This window comes from Pseudarthrobacter sp. HLT1-3 (assembly GCF_059383535.1).
Window position 1 is genome coordinate 1 of sequence record NZ_JBWZCJ010000010.1, and the last position, 19162, is coordinate 19162.

Below are 19162 nucleotides of genomic sequence, written 5' to 3' on the forward strand. Positions count from 1 at the left end.
CCGGCCTCAAGACGGTGTTCCGGACCGAGGACGGCACGGTCACGGCCGGGAACGCGTCCCCGCTTTCGGACGGGGCGTCCGCGGCCTGGCTCGGGTCCGAGAAGGCCGCCGGGCTGCTGGGCCTGGAACCGCTGGCGCGGATCGCGGGGCGCGGCGCGCACGCGAACGATCCGCAGTTCTTCGGCTACGCCCCGGTGGAGGCCGCGAACAAGGCCCTCGCCAAGGCCGGGATCGGCTGGGACCAGGTCGGCGCCGTCGAACTGAACGAGGCGTTCGCCGCCCAGTCCCTGGCCTGCGTCACCGCCTGGGGCATCGACCCGGGCATCGTGAACCGGCACGGCGGCGCGATCGCGATGGGCCACCCGCTCGGCGCCTCCGGCGGCCGGATCCTCGGCACCCTGGCCCGGTCCCTGCAGGCCTCCGGCGAACGCTGGGGCGTCGCCGCGATCTGCATCGGCGTCGGCCAGGGCCTCGCCGTCGTCCTCGAAAACGTCACCCCAGCCGCCCCGCGGGCAACAACACAGCGGGCAACAGCACCGTCGGCAACAACAGCAACAGTAAAGGGCTAGGACATGTTGAACTTCTTAGAGAGCGTCAACGAGGCCGTCGCCGGCATCAGGGACGGCTCCACCGTGATGATCGGCGGGTTCGGCAACGCCGGGCAGCCGTTCGAACTGATCGACGCGCTGATGGACTGCGGCGCCAAGGACCTCACAGTCGTCAACAACAACGCCGGCCAGGGCGACCAGGGCCTCGCGCTGCTGATCAAGGAAGGCCGGGTCAAGAAGATGATCTGCTCCTTCCCCCGGCAGTCAGACTCCTGGCACTTCGACGCCAAGTTTCACGCCGGCGAGATCGAGTTGGAACTCGTGCCGCAGGGCAACCTGGCCGAGCGGATCCGCGCCGCCGGCGCCGGCATCGGCGGGTTCTTCACGCCCACCGGGTACGGCACCATGCTGGCCGAAGGCAAGGAAACCCGCATCCTGGACGGCCGCGGCCAGGTCTTCGAGACCCCCATCCACGCCGACGTCGCGCTGATCAAGGCGCTCAAGGCCGACGGCAAGGGAAACCTCGTCTACCGCAAGACTGCACGCAACTTCGGCCCGATCATGGCCGCCGCGGCCAAGCACACCGTGGTCCAGGTCACCGAAATTGTCCCGACCGGGGACCTCGACCCGGAGATCATCGTGACCCCCGGAATCTACGTCAACAGCATTGTGAAGGTGGCCTGAAATGAGCGTCAATTCCAACGGCCAGCCGGCCACCCTGGCGGGCATCCAGACTTCCGGGACGCCCCTGGGCCGCGACGACCTGGCCCGCCTCGTGGCCCGGGACATCAAGCCCGGTTCCTTCGTGAACCTCGGCATCGGCCAGCCCACCCTGGTGTCGAACTACCTCGAGCCGGAGCAGAACATCACGCTCCACACCGAGAACGGCATGCTGGGCATGGGACCGGAGGCCACCGGGGACCAGATCGACGGCGACCTCATTAATGCCGGCAAGATCCCGGTGACGGAACTGCCGGGGGCTTCCTACTTCCACCACGCCGACTCGTTCGCGATCATGCGCGGCGGCCACCTGGACATCTGCGTGCTGGGAGCCTTCCAGGTCTCCGCAACGGGCGACCTCGCCAACTGGCACACCGGCGCGCCGGACGCGATCCCGGCGGTCGGCGGGGCCATGGACCTCGCGACCGGCGCCAAGGACGTCTTCGTGATGATGACACTGCTGACCCGTGAAGGCGCGTCCAAGCTTGTCGAGGCGTGCACCTACCCGCTGACCGGCATCGGCTGCGTCACCAGGGTCTACACCGACAAGGCGGTCTTCCTGACCGGGCCCGGCGGGGTGCAGGTCCGGGAAACGTTCGGCTGCACGCTCGAGGAGCTGCAGGACATGGTTCCGGTGCCGCTCACGGCCGTGTCCGCCGCCTGAAGCTGAGCCCGCGCGCAGGGATGCCGCGCACGGATACAGTGGGTGCGGAACCGAGAGGCATGGAAATGATTGAAGCAGTAAAGGGCGCCAGGGCAGGTGGCGCGCCCGCCGCCAGTGACCAGTACGTACAGTCCCTGGCGCGCGGGCTGGCGGTGATCCGCGCCTTCGACACCGACCATCCGAAGATGACCCTGACCGAGGTGGCGGCCCGGACGGACCTCACCCGCGCCACGGCGCGGCGCTTCCTGTACACGCTGGTGGAGCTGGGATACGTCCGCACCGACGGCAAGATCTTCGCCCTGACCGCCAAAGTGCTGCAGCTCGGCTACGCCTACCTGTCGGGACTGTCGCTGCCGCAGCTTGCCCAGCCCCACCTCGAGGCACTGTCCCACCAGTTGGGGGAGTCGACGTCGGCCGCCGTACTGGAAGGCACGGACATCGCCTACATCGCCCGGGTTGCGACGCGCCGGATCATGGCCGTCGGCATCACCGTCGGCACCCGCTTCCCGGCGTACGCGACCTCGATGGGCCGGGTGCTGCTGGCGGCGCTGCCGCCCGCCCAGCTGGAGGACTACCTGGCCCGGACAGAGATCCGGCCCCTGACGCCGCTGGCCATCGGAACGCCGGGGGAACTGCTGGCGGAGCTGGCCCGCGTCAGGGCCCAGGGCTGGTGCCTGCTGAACCAGGAGCTGGAGCTCGGGCTGATGTCCGTCGCCGCGCCGGTCCATGACGGACCCAAGGTGGTCGCTGCAATCAACGTGTCACTGCAGGCCCAGTCGGTCGCGAGCCGTCCGGACCCGGACGCCTACTTGGACTCGGTGCGGGAAGCAACCGTGGCCACCGCCGAACTCATCTCCGCGGACCTGTCCTCCGGCCGCTAGCGCGACTCAGCTGGCGGGGCCCGGCGCCGGCGCCGTGGAGACCGTGATAGTGACCCCACCGGCGTCGTCACGGATATTGAGGTGCAGGTCCTTGCCCACCAGCGCGGCATGGATGTCCTCGCTGTCCGCCGGAGCGATCTGCTCGGCCAGCCTTGTGACGGCCAGCGCCATGGCCCGGCCCCAGTCGTGGGGGTCCCTGCTGGACGCCTCGGCCTCGGCCGAGTAGTTCTCCTGTGGTTCGGACATGTGCTCCCGCTTCCCGCCCCTGGCGCGCATCCTGTCAGGCTTATCCGGACAGGCGGCCCGCCGGCAGATTGGTGCACGCCGGCAGGCTCCAGTACTTGAGCATGGCCAGTCTAGTGACCGCGGCGCGCGGACGTCCACGGTTCGCACCCGCTGTTCCCGAAGTTACGCGCGGATCCCCGCTAGGATTTCACTTCGGACACCCTCCGCCATCCCGCCATCGAAGGACGCCATGCCAGAGAACGATCCCGCGCCGGACAGCCCAACACAGGCCAGACGCGCAGCCGTCATCATCAACCCCGCCAAATCCGGTGGTCCGGCGCTTCAGGGCGCCATCGTCAGGCTCTGCGAGACGCAGGGCTGGGCCGAGCCGCTCTGGCTGGAAACCACCGTTGAAGACCCGGGAACCGGTCAGGCACGCCAGGCGCTGGAAGCTGGGGTCGACGTCGTGATCGCGGCCGGCGGCGACGGAACCGTGCGCTGCGTCGGGGAGGTGCTCGCCGGCACCGGAACGCCAATGGGACTGGTCCCGCTGGGAACCGGCAACCTGCTGGCGCGCAACCTTGGGGTGGACATCACCGACCCGGTCTCGGCCTGCTATGACGTGCTCAACGGAAGCGAACAAGCGATCGACGTCGTCAGGGCCCGGCTTGATCACGCGGACGACGATCAGGTCTTCCTGGTCATGGCCGGTCTGGGCTACGACGCCGCCATCATGGCCGACACCGTTGACGTGCTGAAGGACCGCATGGGCTGGCTCGCGTACGTCGAGGCCGGCATCCGCAAGCTCCCCGGTAAACCGGTGAAGGCGCAGATCAGTGTTGACGGCGGGGAACCGGTCCGCCGCCGGATCCGCAGCGTCATGATCGGCAATTGCGGCCGGATCATGGGCGGAGTCGAAATCTTCCCGGACGCCAAAATCGACGACGGTGCCCTGGATCTGTTGATCCTGGCCCCCCGCGGGCGGCTCGGCTGGTTGGGCGTCGTCGCCGGGATCTTCGGCCGGAACAAGCAGGAGACCGAATCCGTGGAGTACTTCCAGGGCAAATCCGCCGAAATCACGCTGGAACATGAACAGGAGTTCCAGCTCGACGGCGACCACCTCGGCACCGGAACGCATCTGGCCGTCACCGTCGAGCGGGACGCCCTGAAGATTCGAATGGCCGGCTAAACACGCGCCGCCGGCCCGCGGGGATACCTGCCGACCGATTACCGGCGCCAGCATTGAGGAGCAGGTCCGGGTAGTGAGTACTACCCGGATCCTGCCCTCCGGGGCCGGGCGCAAAGGCAGGTAGCTACCACGCGTGACCGTGGTTCTCCCACCAACTTTGATTGGCTCAGGCATCAAACGATGCAGCCAATTGCCTTTTGGAGGGAGTCGCAATGGCCCGCTGGTTCCTTGTCGCCCCGCTTGTCCGGCCGAATGACCGGACAGCGTCTTTTAACCCGGATGCAGCCCCGGCTGACGTCCGGCACACCGACTCTTGCAGGCGACCGTGACACCCCCGGTCGAGGGCAGGCCACTCGAACTGACCCTCCCCAGCGCCGGCCACAGTGCCGGGCGGTCCGGGAGCACGCTGGCCGACCTCGCCTACGCAACCCACACCGCCCACATCCTCAGCACAGTCCACACCGGCCATGGCAACCCGGCGGTCCTGGCGGCCCAGCGGCGGCCGCGCCCCGGACGCCCAACCGGACGCCCCACGGCGGCCGACACTGCCGCGCCGCCGGCCCGGGCCAGACTCTCCGGCCGGGAATGGGCGCTGTTCCTGCGCCGCCTGCTGCGGGGTACCGATTCGCTGCTGGTCGCCGTCTTTGTCCTGGCCGGCTTCCTCATCCACACCGATGGCGGCCAGCCCTTCTCAGGCGCCGCAGCCGACCACAACGGCGCCGTCATCGCAGCCGTCCTCGGCGTGCTGTGGATCGCAGCCCTGAGCCTTTACCGCACCCGCGACCCGAAGATCCTGGGCGTCGGGACCAGTGAATACAAACGCGTGGCCGCTGCCAGCAGCGCGGTCTTTGGCTTGCTCGCCGTCGGCCTGGTGGTCTTCCGCGTCCAGCCCGCGTCCGCGTTCTACCTCGTATCGCTCCCGCTGGGCCTGGTCCTGCTGCCCGGCAGCCGCTGGCTTGCCCGCCGCTGGTACAACGCGCGGCAGGCCCAGGGCCAGTACCTCGTCAGGGCGGTTGTCATTGGCCAGGCCGAGGATGTGCGCTACGTGCTCAAGCGGATCGCCAAGAAGTCCGGCGCCGTCTACGACATACTTGGGGTTGCGCTGCCGGGCGGGCGGCGGGGGACGTGGTTCGACGTCGACGGCCGCCGGGTGCCGGTCCTCTCCTCCACGGATGACGTCGTGCGGACGGTTGGCCTCTGTGGCGCCGAGGCTGTCATCGTGGCAGGCCCCGTACCTGGCGGCAACCAGTACATCCGCGAATTGGGCTGGGGGCTTGAAGAGCACAGGGCGGAACTGGTCCTGGCCTCATCCCTGACCAACGTTGCCGGGCCCCGGATCCACTGGCTTCCGGTGGAAGGGCTGCCGCTGATGCACGTGGATGTGCCGCGGTACAGCGGCGCCAAACATGCGTTCAAACGGCTGATGGACATCATGGTCGCCGCTGCCGCCCTCGTCCTGCTGTCCCCGCTTCTGCTCGCACTGGCGATCATCGTCAAACTCGACAGCCCGGGACACGTCCTGTTCCTGCAGGAGCGGGCCGGCAAGGCCGGAAAGCCGTTCCGGATGGTCAAGTTCCGGTCCATGGTGACGGATGCCGAAACCGCGCTGGCCGGGCTCGGAGCCCAGAATGACGGGGCCGGCGTGCTGTTTAAGATGCGCAACGACCCCCGGGTGACCCGCTGCGGACGCTGGATGCGCAAGTACTCACTGGACGAACTGCCGCAGCTCTGGAACGTCCTGTCCGGGGAAATGAGTTTGGTCGGGCCCCGCCCGCCACTGCAGCGCGAGGTCGGCGGCTACGAACGGCACACGCACCGCCGGCTGCTGATCAAACCGGGGATTACCGGGCTATGGCAGGTCAACGGGCGATCGGACCTGCCCTGGGACGAGGCCGTGCGCCTGGATCTCTATTACGTCGAAAACTGGTCAATCATGGGCGACGTCATCATCATGTGGCGCACCTTCAAGGCGATGTGCGTGCCTGTTGGCGCGTACTGACTGAGTGAGGAAACACAATGAATGAAACACGTTCGGGGTACTCACGCGGCCTGGACCGGGGAGCAGCCGGCGGGCCACTGCGGGTAGCCGTCATCGGTGCGGGCTACTGGGGGCCGAACCTGGCCCGGAACTTCACCGCAAGTCCGCACTGGGAACTGGCCGGAATCGTTGACCTGGACCAGGCCAGGGCTGCCAAGCTCGCCGCCGCCCAGGGCCGGGTGCCGGTCTTCAGGTCCATTGACGAACTGCTCGACACGGCCGACGTCGACGCCGTTGCGATTGCGACGCCGGCCCACACACACCACGGCATCGCCCTGACGGCGCTGCAGGCAGGAAAACATGTGCTGGTCGAGAAACCGCTGGCCGACAGCCGGGTCAAGGGACGGGAAATGGTGGATGAAGCGGAGGGACGCGGTCTGGTCCTGATGGCAGACCACACCTACTGCTATACCCCGGCGGTGCTGAAGATCAAGGAGCTGATCGCCGACGGATCGCTCGGCGAGATTCTGTTCATCGACTCGGTCCGGATTAACCTGGGGCTTGTGCAGCCGGACGTGGACGTCTTCTGGGACCTCGCGCCGCATGACCTGTCCATTCTCGACTTCGTGCTTCCCGATGGGCTGCGGCCGGTGGACGTGACAGCGCACGGCGCAGACCCGCTGGGGACGGGCCGGGCCTGCGTCGGGCACCTGACCTTCGCGCTTCCCAACGACGGCATGGTCCACGTCCATGTCAACTGGCTGAGCCCGACCAAGATCCGCCAGCTCGTGGTGGGCGGTTCCCGGCGGACGCTGGTCTGGGATGACCTGAATCCCCAGCAGCGGCTAAGCGTCTATGACCGCGGCGTCAGCCTTGACCGGGACTCCCGTTCGGCAGCTGACCGCAGGACCTCCGCCATCTCCTACCGGCTGGGCGACACATGGTCGCCCGCGCTGCCCGAATACGAGGCGCTTGGCCAGATGGTGGCTGAATTCGCGAACAGCATCTGGCAGCAGCGGCCCGCCCGGACCAGCGGCGCCTCCGGTCTGCGGGTGCTGTCCGTGCTGGAGGCCGTCAGCGACAGCCTCAGCGCTGACGGCAAAGCCAGCATCGTCGTCGGAAACGAACCGCAACTGGAGGCAAGCAGATGAGCATCCTGCAAGGAGCACAGGTCCTGGTCACGGGCGGAGCCGGGACCATCGGTTCCACTGTCGTGGACCACCTGCTCGACGCCGGTGCCGGCAGGATCGACGTGCTGGACAACCTGGTCCGGGGCCGGCGCGCCAACCTGGACCCCGCCATCGCCGCCGGGCGGGTCCAGCTTGTCGAAGGGGACCTCCGCGACCGGGACCTGGTCCACGACCTGAGCCGGGGCAAGGATATCGTGTTCCACCAGGCGGCCATCCGGATCACCCAGTGCGCCGAGGAACCCCGGCTGGCCCTGGAGGTGCTGGTGGACGGGACGTTCAACGTGCTTGAGGCCGCGTCGGCCCAGCGGGTCGGCAAGCTCGTGGCGGCCTCCAGCGCCTCGGTCTATGGCATGGCGGAGACGTTTCCCACCACCGAACGCCACCACCACTACAACAACGACACGTTCTACGGCGCGGCCAAGTCCTTTAACGAAGCCATGGCCCGCAGCTTCCGCGCGATGTCCGGCCTGGACTACGTGCTGCTGCGCTACTTCAACGTGTACGGACCGCGGATGGACGTCCATGGCCTTTACACCGAAGTGCTGGTGCGCTGGATGGAGCGGATCGAGGACGGGCTGCCGCCGCTGATTTTCGGCGACGGCCAGCAGACCATGGATTTCGTCCACACCCGGGACGTGGCCCGGGCCAATATCCTGGCCGCGGGCAGCGATGTGGACGAGGGCGTGTACAACATCGCCAGCGGTGCCGAGACCAGCCTGCTGGAACTCGCGGAGGCGCTGCTGCGGGCCATGGATTCCGAGCTGCACGTGGAGCACGGCCCGGAGCGGGCCGTCAACGGTGTTGTCCGGCGCCAGGCGGACACCACCGCGGCCAGGCACGACCTGGGATTCAGTGCCGAAACCGGACTTGAGGAAGGCCTGCGCGAACTGGTCGACTGGTGGCGGCCGCTGCGCACTGAAATTTCCGACGCCAGGGTCGGAGGTGCGCGGTGACGGTCAGTCACGACCAAGCCCTGGGCCGGATCAACGTGATGAAGCCGTGGCTTGGGGCCGAGGAAGCCGAGGCCGTGGCCGAGGTGATCGCCTCCGGCTGGGTGGCGCAGGGACCGCGGGTGGCGCGCTTCGAGGAAGCCTTCGCCGCCGCGCAGCAGGTGCGCTACGCCGTGGCGGTCTCCAACTGCACCACCGCGTTGCACCTTACCCTGACCGTGGCCGGCCTCGGACCCGGCGACGACGTGGTGGTGCCCTCCTTCTCCTTCATCGCCACCGCCAATGCGGTCACCTACGTTGGGGCCAGGCCGGTCTTCGCCGACGTCGAGGCGGACACCGGGAACGTGTCCGCGCGAACGCTCGCCGCCGCCCTGACGCCCGCCACCCGCGCCGTAATCGTGGTTGACCAGGGCGGCATGCCGGTCGATCTCGATCCCATCCGCGCCCTCTGTGACGGACTGGGTATCACCGTCATCGAGGACGCGGCGTGCGGGGCGGGCTCCACGTACCGGGGCCGGCCGGTGGGAGCGGGTGCCGAGCTCGCCGCCTGGTCATTCCATCCCCGGAAAATCCTCACCACCGGTGAGGGCGGAATGCTCACCACAAACAACGAGGCATGGGCGGCGCGGGCCCGGAAGCTCCGTGAGCACGCCATGAGCGTCTCAGCGAACGACCGGCACGCCACCGTCCTGGCACCGCCCGAGGAATACGGCGAGATCGGGTTCAACTACCGGATGACCGATATGCAGGCCGCCGTCGGGCTCGTGCAGCTAGGCCGGCTGGATGAGGCGGTCTCCCGGCGCCGGGCCATCGCCGACGGCTACCGGAGGGCGCTCACGGGGGTCGAGGGGCTGCGCTTCAGCCAGGACCCGCTGTATGGCACCAGCAATTTCCAGTCCTTCTGGTTCGAAGTCCTGCCGAACTTTGCGCTCGGGCGTGAGGAACTCCTGGAGCGTCTGGCGCAGGACGGCATCTCGGCCCGGCGGGGCATCATGGCCGCACACCGGCAACGCGCCTACGCGGGGCGGGACACCGGCGGCGCCGACCTCTCCGTGACGGAACGGCTCACGGACCGCACCGTGATTCTGCCGGTTTACCACCAGCTGACCCTGGACGAGCAGTCCCGGGTCATCCATTCAATCGTGAAGGCTGCGGGGAAATCATGACTGAGCTCCTGATGATTGGCGCCAGCGGCCTGGCCCGAGAGGTGCTCGCCTGCGTCCGCGAAAACGGCCAGTTCGACGTCGTCGGAGTCCTTGACGACGACGAATCCAAAGTCGGGTCCACCGTGGACGGCGCCCCGATCGTGGGCCCCGCAAGCCACGCCCTCCGTTACCCGGAAGCCCGCGTGGTCATCTGTATCGGTGCCGGAAAGGGGCGCGAGAAGGTGGCCGCCAGGCTCGCCGGCCTCGGCTTCCCGGCTTACCGTTTCGCGACGGTGGTCGACCCTTCGGTGCGGGTGCCGTACTGCTGCGACATCGGTCCCGGGAGTATCCTGCTGGGCAATGTCACCCTGACGGCCGGGATTACTGTCGGCAGCCATGTCGTGATGATGCCCGGTGTGACGCTGACCCACGACGACGTAGTGGAGGACTTCGCCACGCTGGCCGCCGGCGTATCGCTGGGCGGCGGTGTCCGGATCGGGCGCGCGGCGTATCTGGGCATGAACTCCAGTGTGCGCGAAGGAATCAGGGTGGGCAGCGGTTCGAGAGTGGGAATGGGAGCCGCCGTTTTGGTTAACGTTCCCGACGGCGAAACCTGGGCCGGCGTCCCGGCGCGGGTGCTCGAACCCGCAGCGGCTGCGGCGGGCGGTGCGCGATGACCGGGCCCAGGACTGCCGGGACTTCGGTCCCCTTCGTTGATTTGGGCGCCCAGCAGGACGAGATCGCCGACGAGGTCGAGATCGGGCTGAAGGAAGTCTTCGCGCGAACCTCATTTATTGGCGGCCCCGCCGTGGCCGACTTCGAACAGTCCTATGCCCGGTTCCTCGGCGCCGGACATTGCGTCGGGGTCGCCAACGGCACTGACGCCCTGGAACTGGCGCTGCGCGCGTCCGGAGTCACCGCCGGAGGGGAAGTCATTCTCCCCGCCAACACCTTTATCGCCACCGCCGAGGCCGTGAGCCGGATGGGCGCGGTGCCGGTGCTGGTCGACGTCGATCCGGAGTACCTGCTGATCGATCCCGAAATGGTGGCGGCGGCTGTGACGCCACGGACGCAGGCCATCATTCCCGTTCACTTGTTCGGGCAAACGGCCTTTGTTGAGCGTCTCGTCCCGATTGCGGAGTCCTGCGGCGCCGTGATTGTCGAGGACGCCGCCCAGTCCCAGGGTGCGTCCCGCTACGGCCGCTTCGCCGGCACTCTGGGCCTGGCGGCAGGCACGAGCTTCTATCCGGGCAAGAACCTCGGCGCGGCCGGGGATGCCGGGGCCGTGCTGACAGCCGATGACGGGGTCGCAGCCCGGGTGCGGATGCTGGGCGCGCACGGCAGCGAGCGGAAGTACCAGCACGACGCGGTCGGCATGAACTCACGCCTCGACACCATTCAGGCGGTGGTGCTCAACGCCAAGCTGCGGAGGCTGGCAATCTGGAACGAACGGCGGCAGCGGGCCGCGGCCCGCTACCAGGAACTGCTGGAGGACCTGCCGGGCGTCCTGCTTCCGCGCACCGCCCCGGGAAACGTCGACGTCTGGCATCTGTACGTCATCCGGGTCGCGGAACGGGACCGTGTGCTCGACGCATTGAATCAGGCCGGTATCGGTGCCGGCGTCCACTACCCCGTTCCGGTCCACCTCAGCCCCGCCTACCGGCACCTGGGCCTCGGTCCCGGTTCCTTCCCGGTCGCCGAGCAGGCCGCCCGTGGGATCCTGTCGCTGCCCATCTTCCCTCACATCCGCGGGGCCCAGCAGCAGTATGTGGCGGACCAGCTGCAGCTTCCTGCACGAAGCCCGGCGCGATGACGCCCGCACCCCAGAACAGGCTGCCGCAGCTTCGCACTCCCGCCACATTCGCTCAGGGACCTAGCGCGGATTCCACCGCTGAGGATCAGCGGCGAGTTTTGGACCTGGTAGGGGATGTCAGAAAGGGGTCCATGTGGGCCGGGGCCAGCACCCTGCTCCTGCGCCTCAGCAACATCGTCCTGATGGCGGTGGTGGCGCGGATCGTCGCCCCCGACGAACTAGGCGTCTTCGCGCTGGCCGTCACATGTCATGCCATTCTTATCAGCATTGCGGAGCTCGGCGTTGCATCGGCGATCGCGCGAACGGACCTAGACGTCGACAGAATAGCTCCAACCATCGTCAGCATTTCCGTTACGACGAGTCTGCTTCTTGCAGGGCTGATGACCCTGTTTGCCGGGGCCATCGCTGGTTTTCTTGGGTCGCCCGCAGCCGAGGGGCCGATCCGCATCTTGGCTCTCAGTGTCGCCCTGATCGGGCCCTTCGCTGTCCCCGGTGCGCAGTTACAGAGCACGTTCAGGCAGGACCTTGTCTTTCGGGCAAACATGATCTCGTTTCTTCCGGGCAGTGCGGTGCTGATTCTCGTTGCACTCAGCGGTGACGGCGCGGCGGCGTTCGCCTGGTCGCGGGTTGCGGGTCACCTCGTCGCCGGATTGCTGATGCTCCTAAGCGTGCAAAAGAGATATCCATTTGGTCTCAATCGGGCGTATCTCAGGCCGCTGCTGGCATTTGGTGGGCCGCTCGCGCTGGCCAATGTATTGAGCCAGGTTCTGCTGAACGTTGACTACGTCTTCGTCGGAAGGTTGATGTCCGCAGCGGACGTTGGCCTGTACATGCTTGCCTTCAACATCTGCATGTGGTCGACCGCCATTATCGGCAGCATCCTTAATGGAATCGTCTTGCCCGCGTTTTCAAGCGTCAAGCGTGACGGCGGCGACGTCCCGCAGGCACTAGCCCATGCCACTCGTACTGTCGCCCTAATTGCCTGTCCAATCGCGGCGTTCACCTGTACTTTCGCCACACCTCTTGTCGCGGTGATATACGGAGACCAATGGGGAGACGCCGGGCCGGTGTTGCGCGTGCTTTCGTTCTACGGAGTGGTGTCCGTCCTAGGATTACTCTTTGCGAACGTCGTTATTTCCACTGGCCGCACTTGGGTCCTTTTTGCGGTTCAGGCCACTGCTCTTGTCATCCTGCTTCCGGCGCTAACGGCAGGCATTCATATCGCAGGCCTGGTCGGAATCGGCGTCGCCCACATCGTGGTGATTAGTGCGGTGACCCTCCCCGCCTACTTGTGGGCAGTGGGCAAAGCCACCGGTGCGCGCACCGGGATGGTCCTCCGATCTGTGGTCCGGCCCTCGTTGGCATCCGTGGCTGCAGGCATGGCCGCGGGGCTAGTGACCTGGCCGGTGGCGCCGGATTTGGCCAAGCTCGCAATTGGAGGTCTTTGCGGCGGCGTCGTTTACGGGTTCCTGACGTGGGGGCTCCTGGCGCCCCTGTTCCCCGTGGCCTGGTCCCGGCCGTCCCGGGGAACGGGGCGGCACCTAGTTAGCTCCCGGACAAGCCGTGGACGCGCCGGAAAGTGGGTCTAGACCGTGCCGAAGGTATTGGTTCAGCTGAATAGCCTCGCCCTGGGCGGCACACAGATCAACGCTGTGGATTTCGCAGCCTCAGTAGCCGCACACGGCTACGAATCCTATTTGGTCGGTCCTGCCGATACGCTGCCCCGAGGACCCTCGCTGTTTGACATCGCGAACGAACGCGGTGTGGAACTGGCGAGTCTGGATCGTCCGCAAAGTACCGTTTCCGGCGCAATTGCGATGGCGCGCCTTGCCAAGGCGCACCACGCTGATCTGGTCCATGTCTATGGGTCCTGGACATCCCGTCCGGCCTGGTGGGGACCGTGCCTTCTAGGGCGCCGACCCCTGGTGCAGACCGTGTACGAAATGGCTGTTGATTCGATGACTCCCCGGCACACAGAACTAATTGTGGGCACTAAGTACTTGGAGGAAGAATTCTGTTGGCGCGCAGGGACGACACTGATCAGTCCGCCAGTCGATATCTCCAGGGATGACTCCCATTCGGTGTCCGGGACGTCCTTCATCAACGGGCTCGGCCTGGACCCCGGGAATCTGCGCGTGGTTATGGTCACTCGCCTTGATGAGGATATGAAGGCCGCAGCTGTCGAGTTGACGATCCAAGCCGTCGGTGCGAACGCGAACCCGAAGGTGGATTTGATTGTCGTAGGCACCGGTGACGCCGAAAATCGGCTCCGTGCGCTCGCGGATAAAGTAAACGCTGACCTGCACCGACGCGCGGTGGTTCTTGCCGGCCCGTTAGCCGATCCACGGCGCGCTTACGCCGCCGCCGACGTGGTTATCGGGATGGGCGGCTCTGCGGCGCGAAGCCTGGCTTTCGGCAAGGCCCTCGTCGTCGCCGGTGAGGCCGGCTGGTTCCGGATGTTCAGGCCTGACAACTCGGCGGAACTCTTCCGCAACAGCTTCTGGAGTCCAGAATCCATGCCGGATCCTGTCGGCGAGCTGAGGAAGATCATTGACGCTCTACTAACGGACGGACAGCTGCGCACAGAGATGGGGCACTACGGCCGGGACTTCGCCGTGCAGAACTTCGGGCTTCCGGCTATGACCGAGCGCCTCGTCAGTGTTTACGACCGGGCACTCAGCAGCTCCGGAGTCCAGAGGTGGATCAGGGACGTCCCCCTGGAAATTGAACACCTGCAGGTGCGACTCCGGCGGAAACCGGACCCTACCACGCGTGTTGGTCCGGGTCCGCGCGGTTGGTTTGCGTCGGGGCGGGCAATCTAGAGATGGAGAAGTTATGAGAATCGGACTACTGTATCCGGTCCGGAATCCGGTGGATCCCCGGAACTGGTCCGGGACCCCGCAGGGACTTTCGAGCGGGCTCGCCAGCCAAGGCGTCACAATTGTTCCTTTGGGCGCGGACATCCCGCACGGTCTTCACGAAATAGTGGCCGTCCTGTCCAGAGTCACGGGGCGCCGGGGGGCCGTGATGGACAGGATGTTGGTGAGGAACGTCGCGCGCACCGCGATTCTGGCCAGGCGTATCGACCAAGCGGCTCCGCTGGATGCCGTCGTGGCGATGGGTACGGAAATGTATGATCTAGCAGCCGTAATCCGGGCGGGCATGCCGTGCGCAACGTACGACGACGGGACTCTGCAGCAAATGTGGGACCACCCTGGCTCCGACATCAAGAACGCAGGTTTCCCGCCTGAGCACGTACGTAGGTGGATCCGGCGGCAGTCTGACTCCAGCCGGGCAGCCAGTGTGTGCTGCGTAAGTACTCAATGGGCCGCCCGGTCCTTCGCTGATGACTATGACATTCCGCAGAACCGCATCGCCGTTGTCGGGATGGGACACCGGCCACGCGCTGCCGCGTCGGACGACAAGGATTGGTCGAAACCGATCTTCCTCTTCGTCGGGGTGGACTGGCAGCGTAAGAACGGTGAGCGGGTACTGGAAGCATTCTCTCGCGTTTACGAACGCGTCCCGGGGGCGACGATGCACGTAGTCGGGGAGCATCCGCACATTGTTGCTCCCGGCGTTATCGACCACGGGTTCCTACCCAAGGACGACGCCGCCAGCCAACAGCTCCTCGATCGGCTGTATGCGGTGGCCACTTGCTTTGTCCTTCCCAGTAAATTCGACCCGTCGCCGATCTCCTATTTGGAAGCAGCATCTGCTGGCCTTCCGGTAATCGCAACCCCCAACGGCGGGGCCTGGGAGTTGCTCGGGAGCGGAGCAGTGACGGTGGATCCCTCCGACGTCGGAAGCATTGCCGAGGCGATGGTGCGACTGTCCGCCCCTTCGCGGGCCCGGGCGATGGGGGAAGCCGCCGCCCGGGCGGCGGCGACCGCCTCGTGGACCAATGTAGCTGGGAGGATTCTTTCTGCCTTGTCGATTCCGGTAATGGACAGCCGATCCACTCATGCCGTGAAGCACGGCGAAGGGCATCGGGGAATAGCCGAGCCGGAAGGTGCAATAGCCCCACCGACCAGAGCCGGAACCGGTACCGGTGGAAAACGGACGGGTACTTCGTCGTGAAATGGTTCGAGCAACGTTCAGGCACGAGGGCGGTCGGGAGGCCGGCCCCGATCGCCTTTTACCCGGCTGCACGCCACGGCGTCATCGCACTCCTGGTCCTGTATCTGACCGCGCTCGCGTTGATCGGGTTCTGGCCAAGTCCGGTGGACCGTGCCTGGGAAGGAGCGCTGGCCGACCTCCTGACCGTTCTTCAGGGGCACCCCTTAACAGCGGGCACCGACTACGACGACGTCGAAATCGCGGCCAACATCATCTTGTTTATCCCTATGGGCCTGATGGTCGCGCTACTGGTGCCAGAGCGTCGCTGGTGGCTGGCAGTGCTCTCCGGCCTGTCCACCGCCGCTGTCATCGAAGGGATTCAGCTCGTGGTGCTGAGCCAGCGCCACGGCAGCCTGCGGGATGTTGCCGTCAACAGTCTGGGCGCATTGCTCGGTGCCGTGGCAGTGCAAATCGTGCGCAGCGGGCGCCGGGTACCTGAGACGCGCCAGAGTCCTGCCGCGCCGTCAGCCGATGAAAGGCCGCACACCGTCGCAGGTACTGCAGATGTTGCGCAAACCGCCGTCATCGGAGGCGGAACCAGGATCTGGCACCTCGCCCAGGTCCGCGAGCACGCCGAGGTGGGCGACAACTGCAATATCGGACGTGGCGCATACGTTGGCCCTGCGGTTGTGCTGGGGAACAACTGCAAACTGCAAAACTACGCACTCGTTTATGAGCCGGCGCGCTTGGCCGACGGCGTCTTCGTGGGCCCGGCGGCGGTGCTCACTAATGACCTGCACCCCCGGGCCATCACCCCGGACGGAACACTTAAGGGCGCCGAGGACTGGGACGCCGTGGGCGTGACTGTTGGCAAGGGCGCCTCCATCGGCGCACGGGCCGTTTGCGTCGCCCCCGTATCCATTGGCCAATGGGCCACAGTGGCCGCAGGGGCCGTCGTGACCAGGGACGTGCCGGACTACGCGGTCGTTGTTGGAGTCCCGGCCCGGCAGGCCGGCTGGGTGGGCGAGGCCGGACACCCGCTCAAGGAGGACGGCGGCACGTGGCTCTGCCCGGCCTCCGGCCGGAGATACATCGAAACCAACGGGCAATTGGCCCCTGCGGCACTGCTGGACTGAGGAGGCGGCATGGAAAAGCTGGATAGAAACAGGGTAATCCTGGGTGGCACACCGGTAGACCTGATGGAACCCGAACCGGCGCTGGACAGGATACTCGCCAGGGTGACCGACGGTGATGACCTCCCGCCGCTGGGAGTCGCTTCGGTCAATCTCGACCATTTGCACCACTTCGGCACCGGCGGCCGATGGGCGGGCACTCTGCATGCCGATCCCGCCAGCACCGTCGACTGGCTCTACCTTCTGGACGGCGCGCCCCTGGTCTCCCAGTCCCAGCGGATCACCGGCCACCGGTGGCCCCGGCTGGCCGGCAGCGACCTGGCATCCCCACTGCTGGCGCGGGCAGAACAACTCGGGCTGAGAGTGGGATTCCTTGGCGGATCCGAGGCCAACCAGCGGCTGCTGGAACAGAAGATCGCAGCTGAGCATCCTGACCTGCTACTCGCCGGCCTGTGGTCCCCGAGCAGGGAGGAACTCGCCTCCGTCATTGACTCTGAACGGATCGCCAGCGAGATTGCCGCTTCGGGCACCCAGATCCTCTACGTCGGACTCGGCAAGCCGCGCCAGGAACTCTGGATCGACCGGTACGCGGCGGCCACCGGGGCGGCTGTCCTGCTGGCCTTCGGCGCGGCCGTGGACTTCCTGGCCGGCAGGGTCCAGCGGGCACCCGACTGGTTTTGCGAGCACGGTCTGGAATGGGGCTACCGGCTGGCCCGGGAGCCCAAACGGCTGGCCGGCCGCTATCTCGTGGACGGGCCACCGGCTTACCTGAAACTGCGGACCGCCTCCTGCGCCGTCCCGCCGGACCGCGCGGAACCCCGGCCACAGGCGGCCGCCGCCCCACGCACGCCGGGCCGCTTCACCGGGCCGGAAGGGTCGGCGGACGCCGCCGTAGTTATTGTGACCTACAACAGCGCGGAATGCGTGGGAGCGCTCCTGGAGAGCCTACGGGGGGAAACTGCCGATCAGACGTTGCGTGTTCTGGTGGCAGACAACTCCTCCAGTGACGGCACCCTGGACCGGGTGCGCCGCCGCCACCCTGACGTCCAGGCGTTCGGTACCGGCGGAAATCTGGGCTATTCCGGCGGCATCAACGCCGCGCTGTGCAGGGCAGGCGATGCCGGGACAGTGGTGGTGCTCAACCCTGACCTCACGGTGGAACCGGGCAGCTTCAAAACGATGATGCATCGGCTGCTGGCGTCGCGGGCCGGGGCTGTGGTTCCCCGCCTTGTGAACGAGCGGGGCGAAACCAGCCGCTCACTCTACCGGGAGCCAACTGTCGCGACCGCTGTGGGAGACGCGCTGTTGGGCCGGCGGGCGCCCGGCCGGCCAGGCTGGCTGGCCGGCACGGACTACTCCCCGGAAAGCTACGCCCATCCGCATACCGCGGAGTGGGCAACCGGCGCTGCGCTGATGGTCCGGCGTCCCCTGGCGGACGCGCTGGAATGGGACGAGTCCTACTTTCTCTACAGCGAAGAGACTGATTTCTTCCGGCGTCTGCGGACGATGGGCGAAACGGTCTGGTACGAACCAGCGGCGGTCATGCGCCACACGGGAGGGGCCTCCGGCGCGTCAGCAGAATTGAACGCGCTGCTCGCCGTCAACCGGGTCCGCTACATCCGCAAATACCATTCCGCCGCCTACTCGGCGGTGTTTCACGGCGCCGTCGTGCTTTCTGAACTCTTGCGATGCTGGAAGCCGGAAAACCGGGGCGTGCTGCGGACGGTGCTGAACGAGGGAAGCTGGTCAGCGCTGCCTGGCCCGAGCCTGGACACCGGGCAGAACCTGGACGCCGAAAGTTTCCCGCACGGTTCGGTGATCATTCCGGCGCATAATGAAGCCGCCGTGATCGCGCGGACCTTGGCTCCGCTGGCCCCCCTGGCGGCGGCAGGACAACTTGAGGTGATCGTGGCCTGCAATGGTTGCAGCGACGACACGGCCGCAATTGCGCGCGCGTTCGATGGCGTGACAGTGCTGGAGTTGGAGCAGCCTTCCAAGACGGCAGCGCTCAATGCCGGTGACGCCGTCGCCTCCCACTGGCCCCGGCTGTATCTCGACGCGGACGTGCAGATCAGTCCGGGCACGGTGCGCGACGTCCTCAATGCGCTGCTCTCCGGCCAGGTCCTCGCCGCACGCCCGGCCGTGCGGTTCGACCTTCACGATGCGCACCCGCTGATCCACTCGTACTACCGCACCCGGCTGAAGCTCCCGATGGCCCGCAGCGGACTGTGGGGAGGCGGCGTCTACGGCCTGTCCCAAGAAGGGCGGCAACGTTTCCAGCAGTTCCCCGACCTGACCGCGGATGATCTGTTCGTGGACCGCCTTTTCGAGCCCGCGGAAAAAGCCGTCCTGGAAGTGGACCCGGTGGTGATCTGCCCGCCGCGGACACCCAAGGACCAGCTGGCCGTGCTGCACCGCGTATACCGCGGCAACGCCGAGCAGAACGGCCGGAGCGGTACGGCGGGCCAGACGCTATCGGAGGTCGTCCGCTCAATCCGTGGTCCGCTCTCCGCTGTCCACGCCTCGGTCTACCTGGGATTTGCCCTGGCCGGCCGCCGGGGGACAGCACATCCGGGGGGTTGGGAACGCGATGCCAGCAGCCGCGGGCCGGCTTCCGGCGGGAACCAGACTGAGGGCACACGGTCCCGGCACTGAACCCGGCGGGAA

General features: G+C 66.9%; 17 protein-coding genes and 2 pseudogenes. 18 read left to right on the forward strand and 1 reads right to left on the reverse strand.

Annotation, left to right across the window (positions count from 1 at the left end; genetic code table 11):
• The 4 genes from AC50X9_RS10360 to AC50X9_RS10375 all read left to right on the forward strand — a co-directional run.
• Nucleotides 1-569 (forward strand): thiolase family protein (locus AC50X9_RS10360; RefSeq protein WP_494893184.1); only part of this gene is annotated, 569 nt, incomplete at its 5' end.
• 3 nt (nucleotides 570-572) lie between these two features.
• Nucleotides 573-1232, forward strand: coding sequence for a 3-oxoacid CoA-transferase subunit A (locus AC50X9_RS10365; protein ID WP_494893186.1), 660 nt, complete (start codon nucleotides 573-575; stop codon nucleotides 1230-1232).
• A gap of 1 nt (nucleotide 1233) precedes the next feature.
• A complete protein-coding gene (locus tag AC50X9_RS10370) occupies nucleotides 1234-1932 on the forward strand; it encodes a 3-oxoacid CoA-transferase subunit B (RefSeq protein WP_494893187.1) in 699 nt (232 codons plus the stop codon).
• A 65-nt stretch (nucleotides 1933-1997) separates the two neighbouring features.
• Nucleotides 1998-2813 carry an IclR family transcriptional regulator domain-containing protein gene (locus AC50X9_RS10375; protein ID WP_494893188.1) on the forward strand — a complete coding sequence of 272 codons (816 nt, stop codon included), beginning with the start codon at nucleotides 1998-2000 and terminating at the stop codon, nucleotides 2811-2813.
• A gap of 6 nt (nucleotides 2814-2819) precedes the next feature.
• On the opposite strand, the gene AC50X9_RS10380 is transcribed toward AC50X9_RS10375, so the two are convergent.
• Complete coding sequence (locus AC50X9_RS10380) at nucleotides 2820-3059, reverse strand: hypothetical protein (protein WP_494893189.1); 240 nt, start codon at nucleotides 3057-3059, stop codon at nucleotides 2820-2822.
• A gap of 229 nt (nucleotides 3060-3288) precedes the next feature.
• Here AC50X9_RS10380 and AC50X9_RS10385 point away from each other — a divergent pair, with 229 nt between their 5' ends.
• From AC50X9_RS10385 to AC50X9_RS10450, 14 genes and pseudogenes are all read left to right on the forward strand, one after another.
• A complete protein-coding gene (locus AC50X9_RS10385) occupies nucleotides 3289-4227 on the forward strand; it encodes a diacylglycerol/lipid kinase family protein (RefSeq protein ID WP_494893190.1) in 939 nt (312 codons plus the stop codon).
• Between the two features lie 484 nt (nucleotides 4228-4711).
• On the forward strand, nucleotides 4712-6226 hold the full coding sequence (locus AC50X9_RS10390) for a sugar transferase (RefSeq protein WP_494893449.1): 1515 nt from the start codon (nucleotides 4712-4714) through the stop codon (nucleotides 6224-6226).
• Between the two features lie 17 nt (nucleotides 6227-6243).
• Nucleotides 6244-7356 carry a Gfo/Idh/MocA family protein gene (locus AC50X9_RS10395; protein ID WP_494893191.1) on the forward strand — a complete coding sequence of 371 codons (1113 nt, stop codon included), beginning with the start codon at nucleotides 6244-6246 and terminating at the stop codon, nucleotides 7354-7356.
• Complete coding sequence (locus tag AC50X9_RS10400) at nucleotides 7353-8348, forward strand: NAD-dependent epimerase/dehydratase family protein (protein ID WP_494893193.1); 996 nt, start codon at nucleotides 7353-7355, stop codon at nucleotides 8346-8348. Before AC50X9_RS10395 ends, AC50X9_RS10400 begins: the two co-directional genes overlap by 4 nt.
• A gap of 38 nt (nucleotides 8349-8386) precedes the next feature.
• Nucleotides 8387-9511 carry a DegT/DnrJ/EryC1/StrS family aminotransferase gene (locus AC50X9_RS10405; protein WP_494893451.1) on the forward strand — a complete coding sequence of 375 codons (1125 nt, stop codon included), beginning with the start codon at nucleotides 8387-8389 and terminating at the stop codon, nucleotides 9509-9511.
• A complete protein-coding gene (locus AC50X9_RS10410; protein WP_494893195.1) occupies nucleotides 9508-10167 on the forward strand; it encodes an acetyltransferase in 660 nt (219 codons plus the stop codon). Before AC50X9_RS10405 ends, AC50X9_RS10410 begins: the two co-directional genes overlap by 4 nt.
• Nucleotides 10164-11303 carry a DegT/DnrJ/EryC1/StrS family aminotransferase gene (locus AC50X9_RS10415; RefSeq protein WP_494893197.1) on the forward strand — a complete coding sequence of 380 codons (1140 nt, stop codon included), beginning with the start codon at nucleotides 10164-10166 and terminating at the stop codon, nucleotides 11301-11303. Before AC50X9_RS10410 ends, AC50X9_RS10415 begins: the two co-directional genes overlap by 4 nt.
• A 131-nt stretch (nucleotides 11304-11434) precedes the next feature.
• Entirely contained in the window at nucleotides 11435-12892 is a 1458-nt protein-coding gene (locus tag AC50X9_RS10420) for an oligosaccharide flippase family protein (protein WP_494893199.1), read from the forward strand.
• Nucleotides 12893-12895: 3 nt separating this feature from the next.
• Nucleotides 12896-13240: pseudogene (locus tag AC50X9_RS10425) on the forward strand (glycosyltransferase family 4 protein); the annotation flags it as partial.
• 144 nt (nucleotides 13241-13384) lie between these two features.
• The gene (locus tag AC50X9_RS10430) at nucleotides 13385-14125 is read left to right on the forward strand and encodes a glycosyltransferase (RefSeq protein WP_494893453.1); all 741 of its coding nucleotides are present in this window, start codon (nucleotides 13385-13387) and stop codon (nucleotides 14123-14125) included.
• Between the two features lie 220 nt (nucleotides 14126-14345).
• The gene (locus AC50X9_RS10435) at nucleotides 14346-15383 is read left to right on the forward strand and encodes a glycosyltransferase family 4 protein (RefSeq protein WP_494893201.1); all 1038 of its coding nucleotides are present in this window, start codon (nucleotides 14346-14348) and stop codon (nucleotides 15381-15383) included.
• A pseudogene (locus AC50X9_RS10440) lies at nucleotides 15380-15826 on the forward strand (VanZ family protein); the annotation flags it as partial. The gene AC50X9_RS10435 and the pseudogene AC50X9_RS10440, both read left to right, overlap by 4 nt.
• 120 nt (nucleotides 15827-15946) lie before the next feature.
• Nucleotides 15947-16498, forward strand: a complete 552-nt coding sequence (locus AC50X9_RS10445; RefSeq protein WP_494893455.1) for an acyltransferase — start codon at nucleotides 15947-15949, stop codon at nucleotides 16496-16498.
• A 9-nt stretch (nucleotides 16499-16507) separates the two neighbouring features.
• Nucleotides 16508-19150 (forward strand): WecB/TagA/CpsF family glycosyltransferase, encoded by a 2643-nt coding sequence (locus tag AC50X9_RS10450; RefSeq protein WP_494893203.1) that lies wholly within the window; start codon nucleotides 16508-16510, stop codon nucleotides 19148-19150.
• Nucleotides 19151-19162 lie beyond the last annotated feature (12 nt).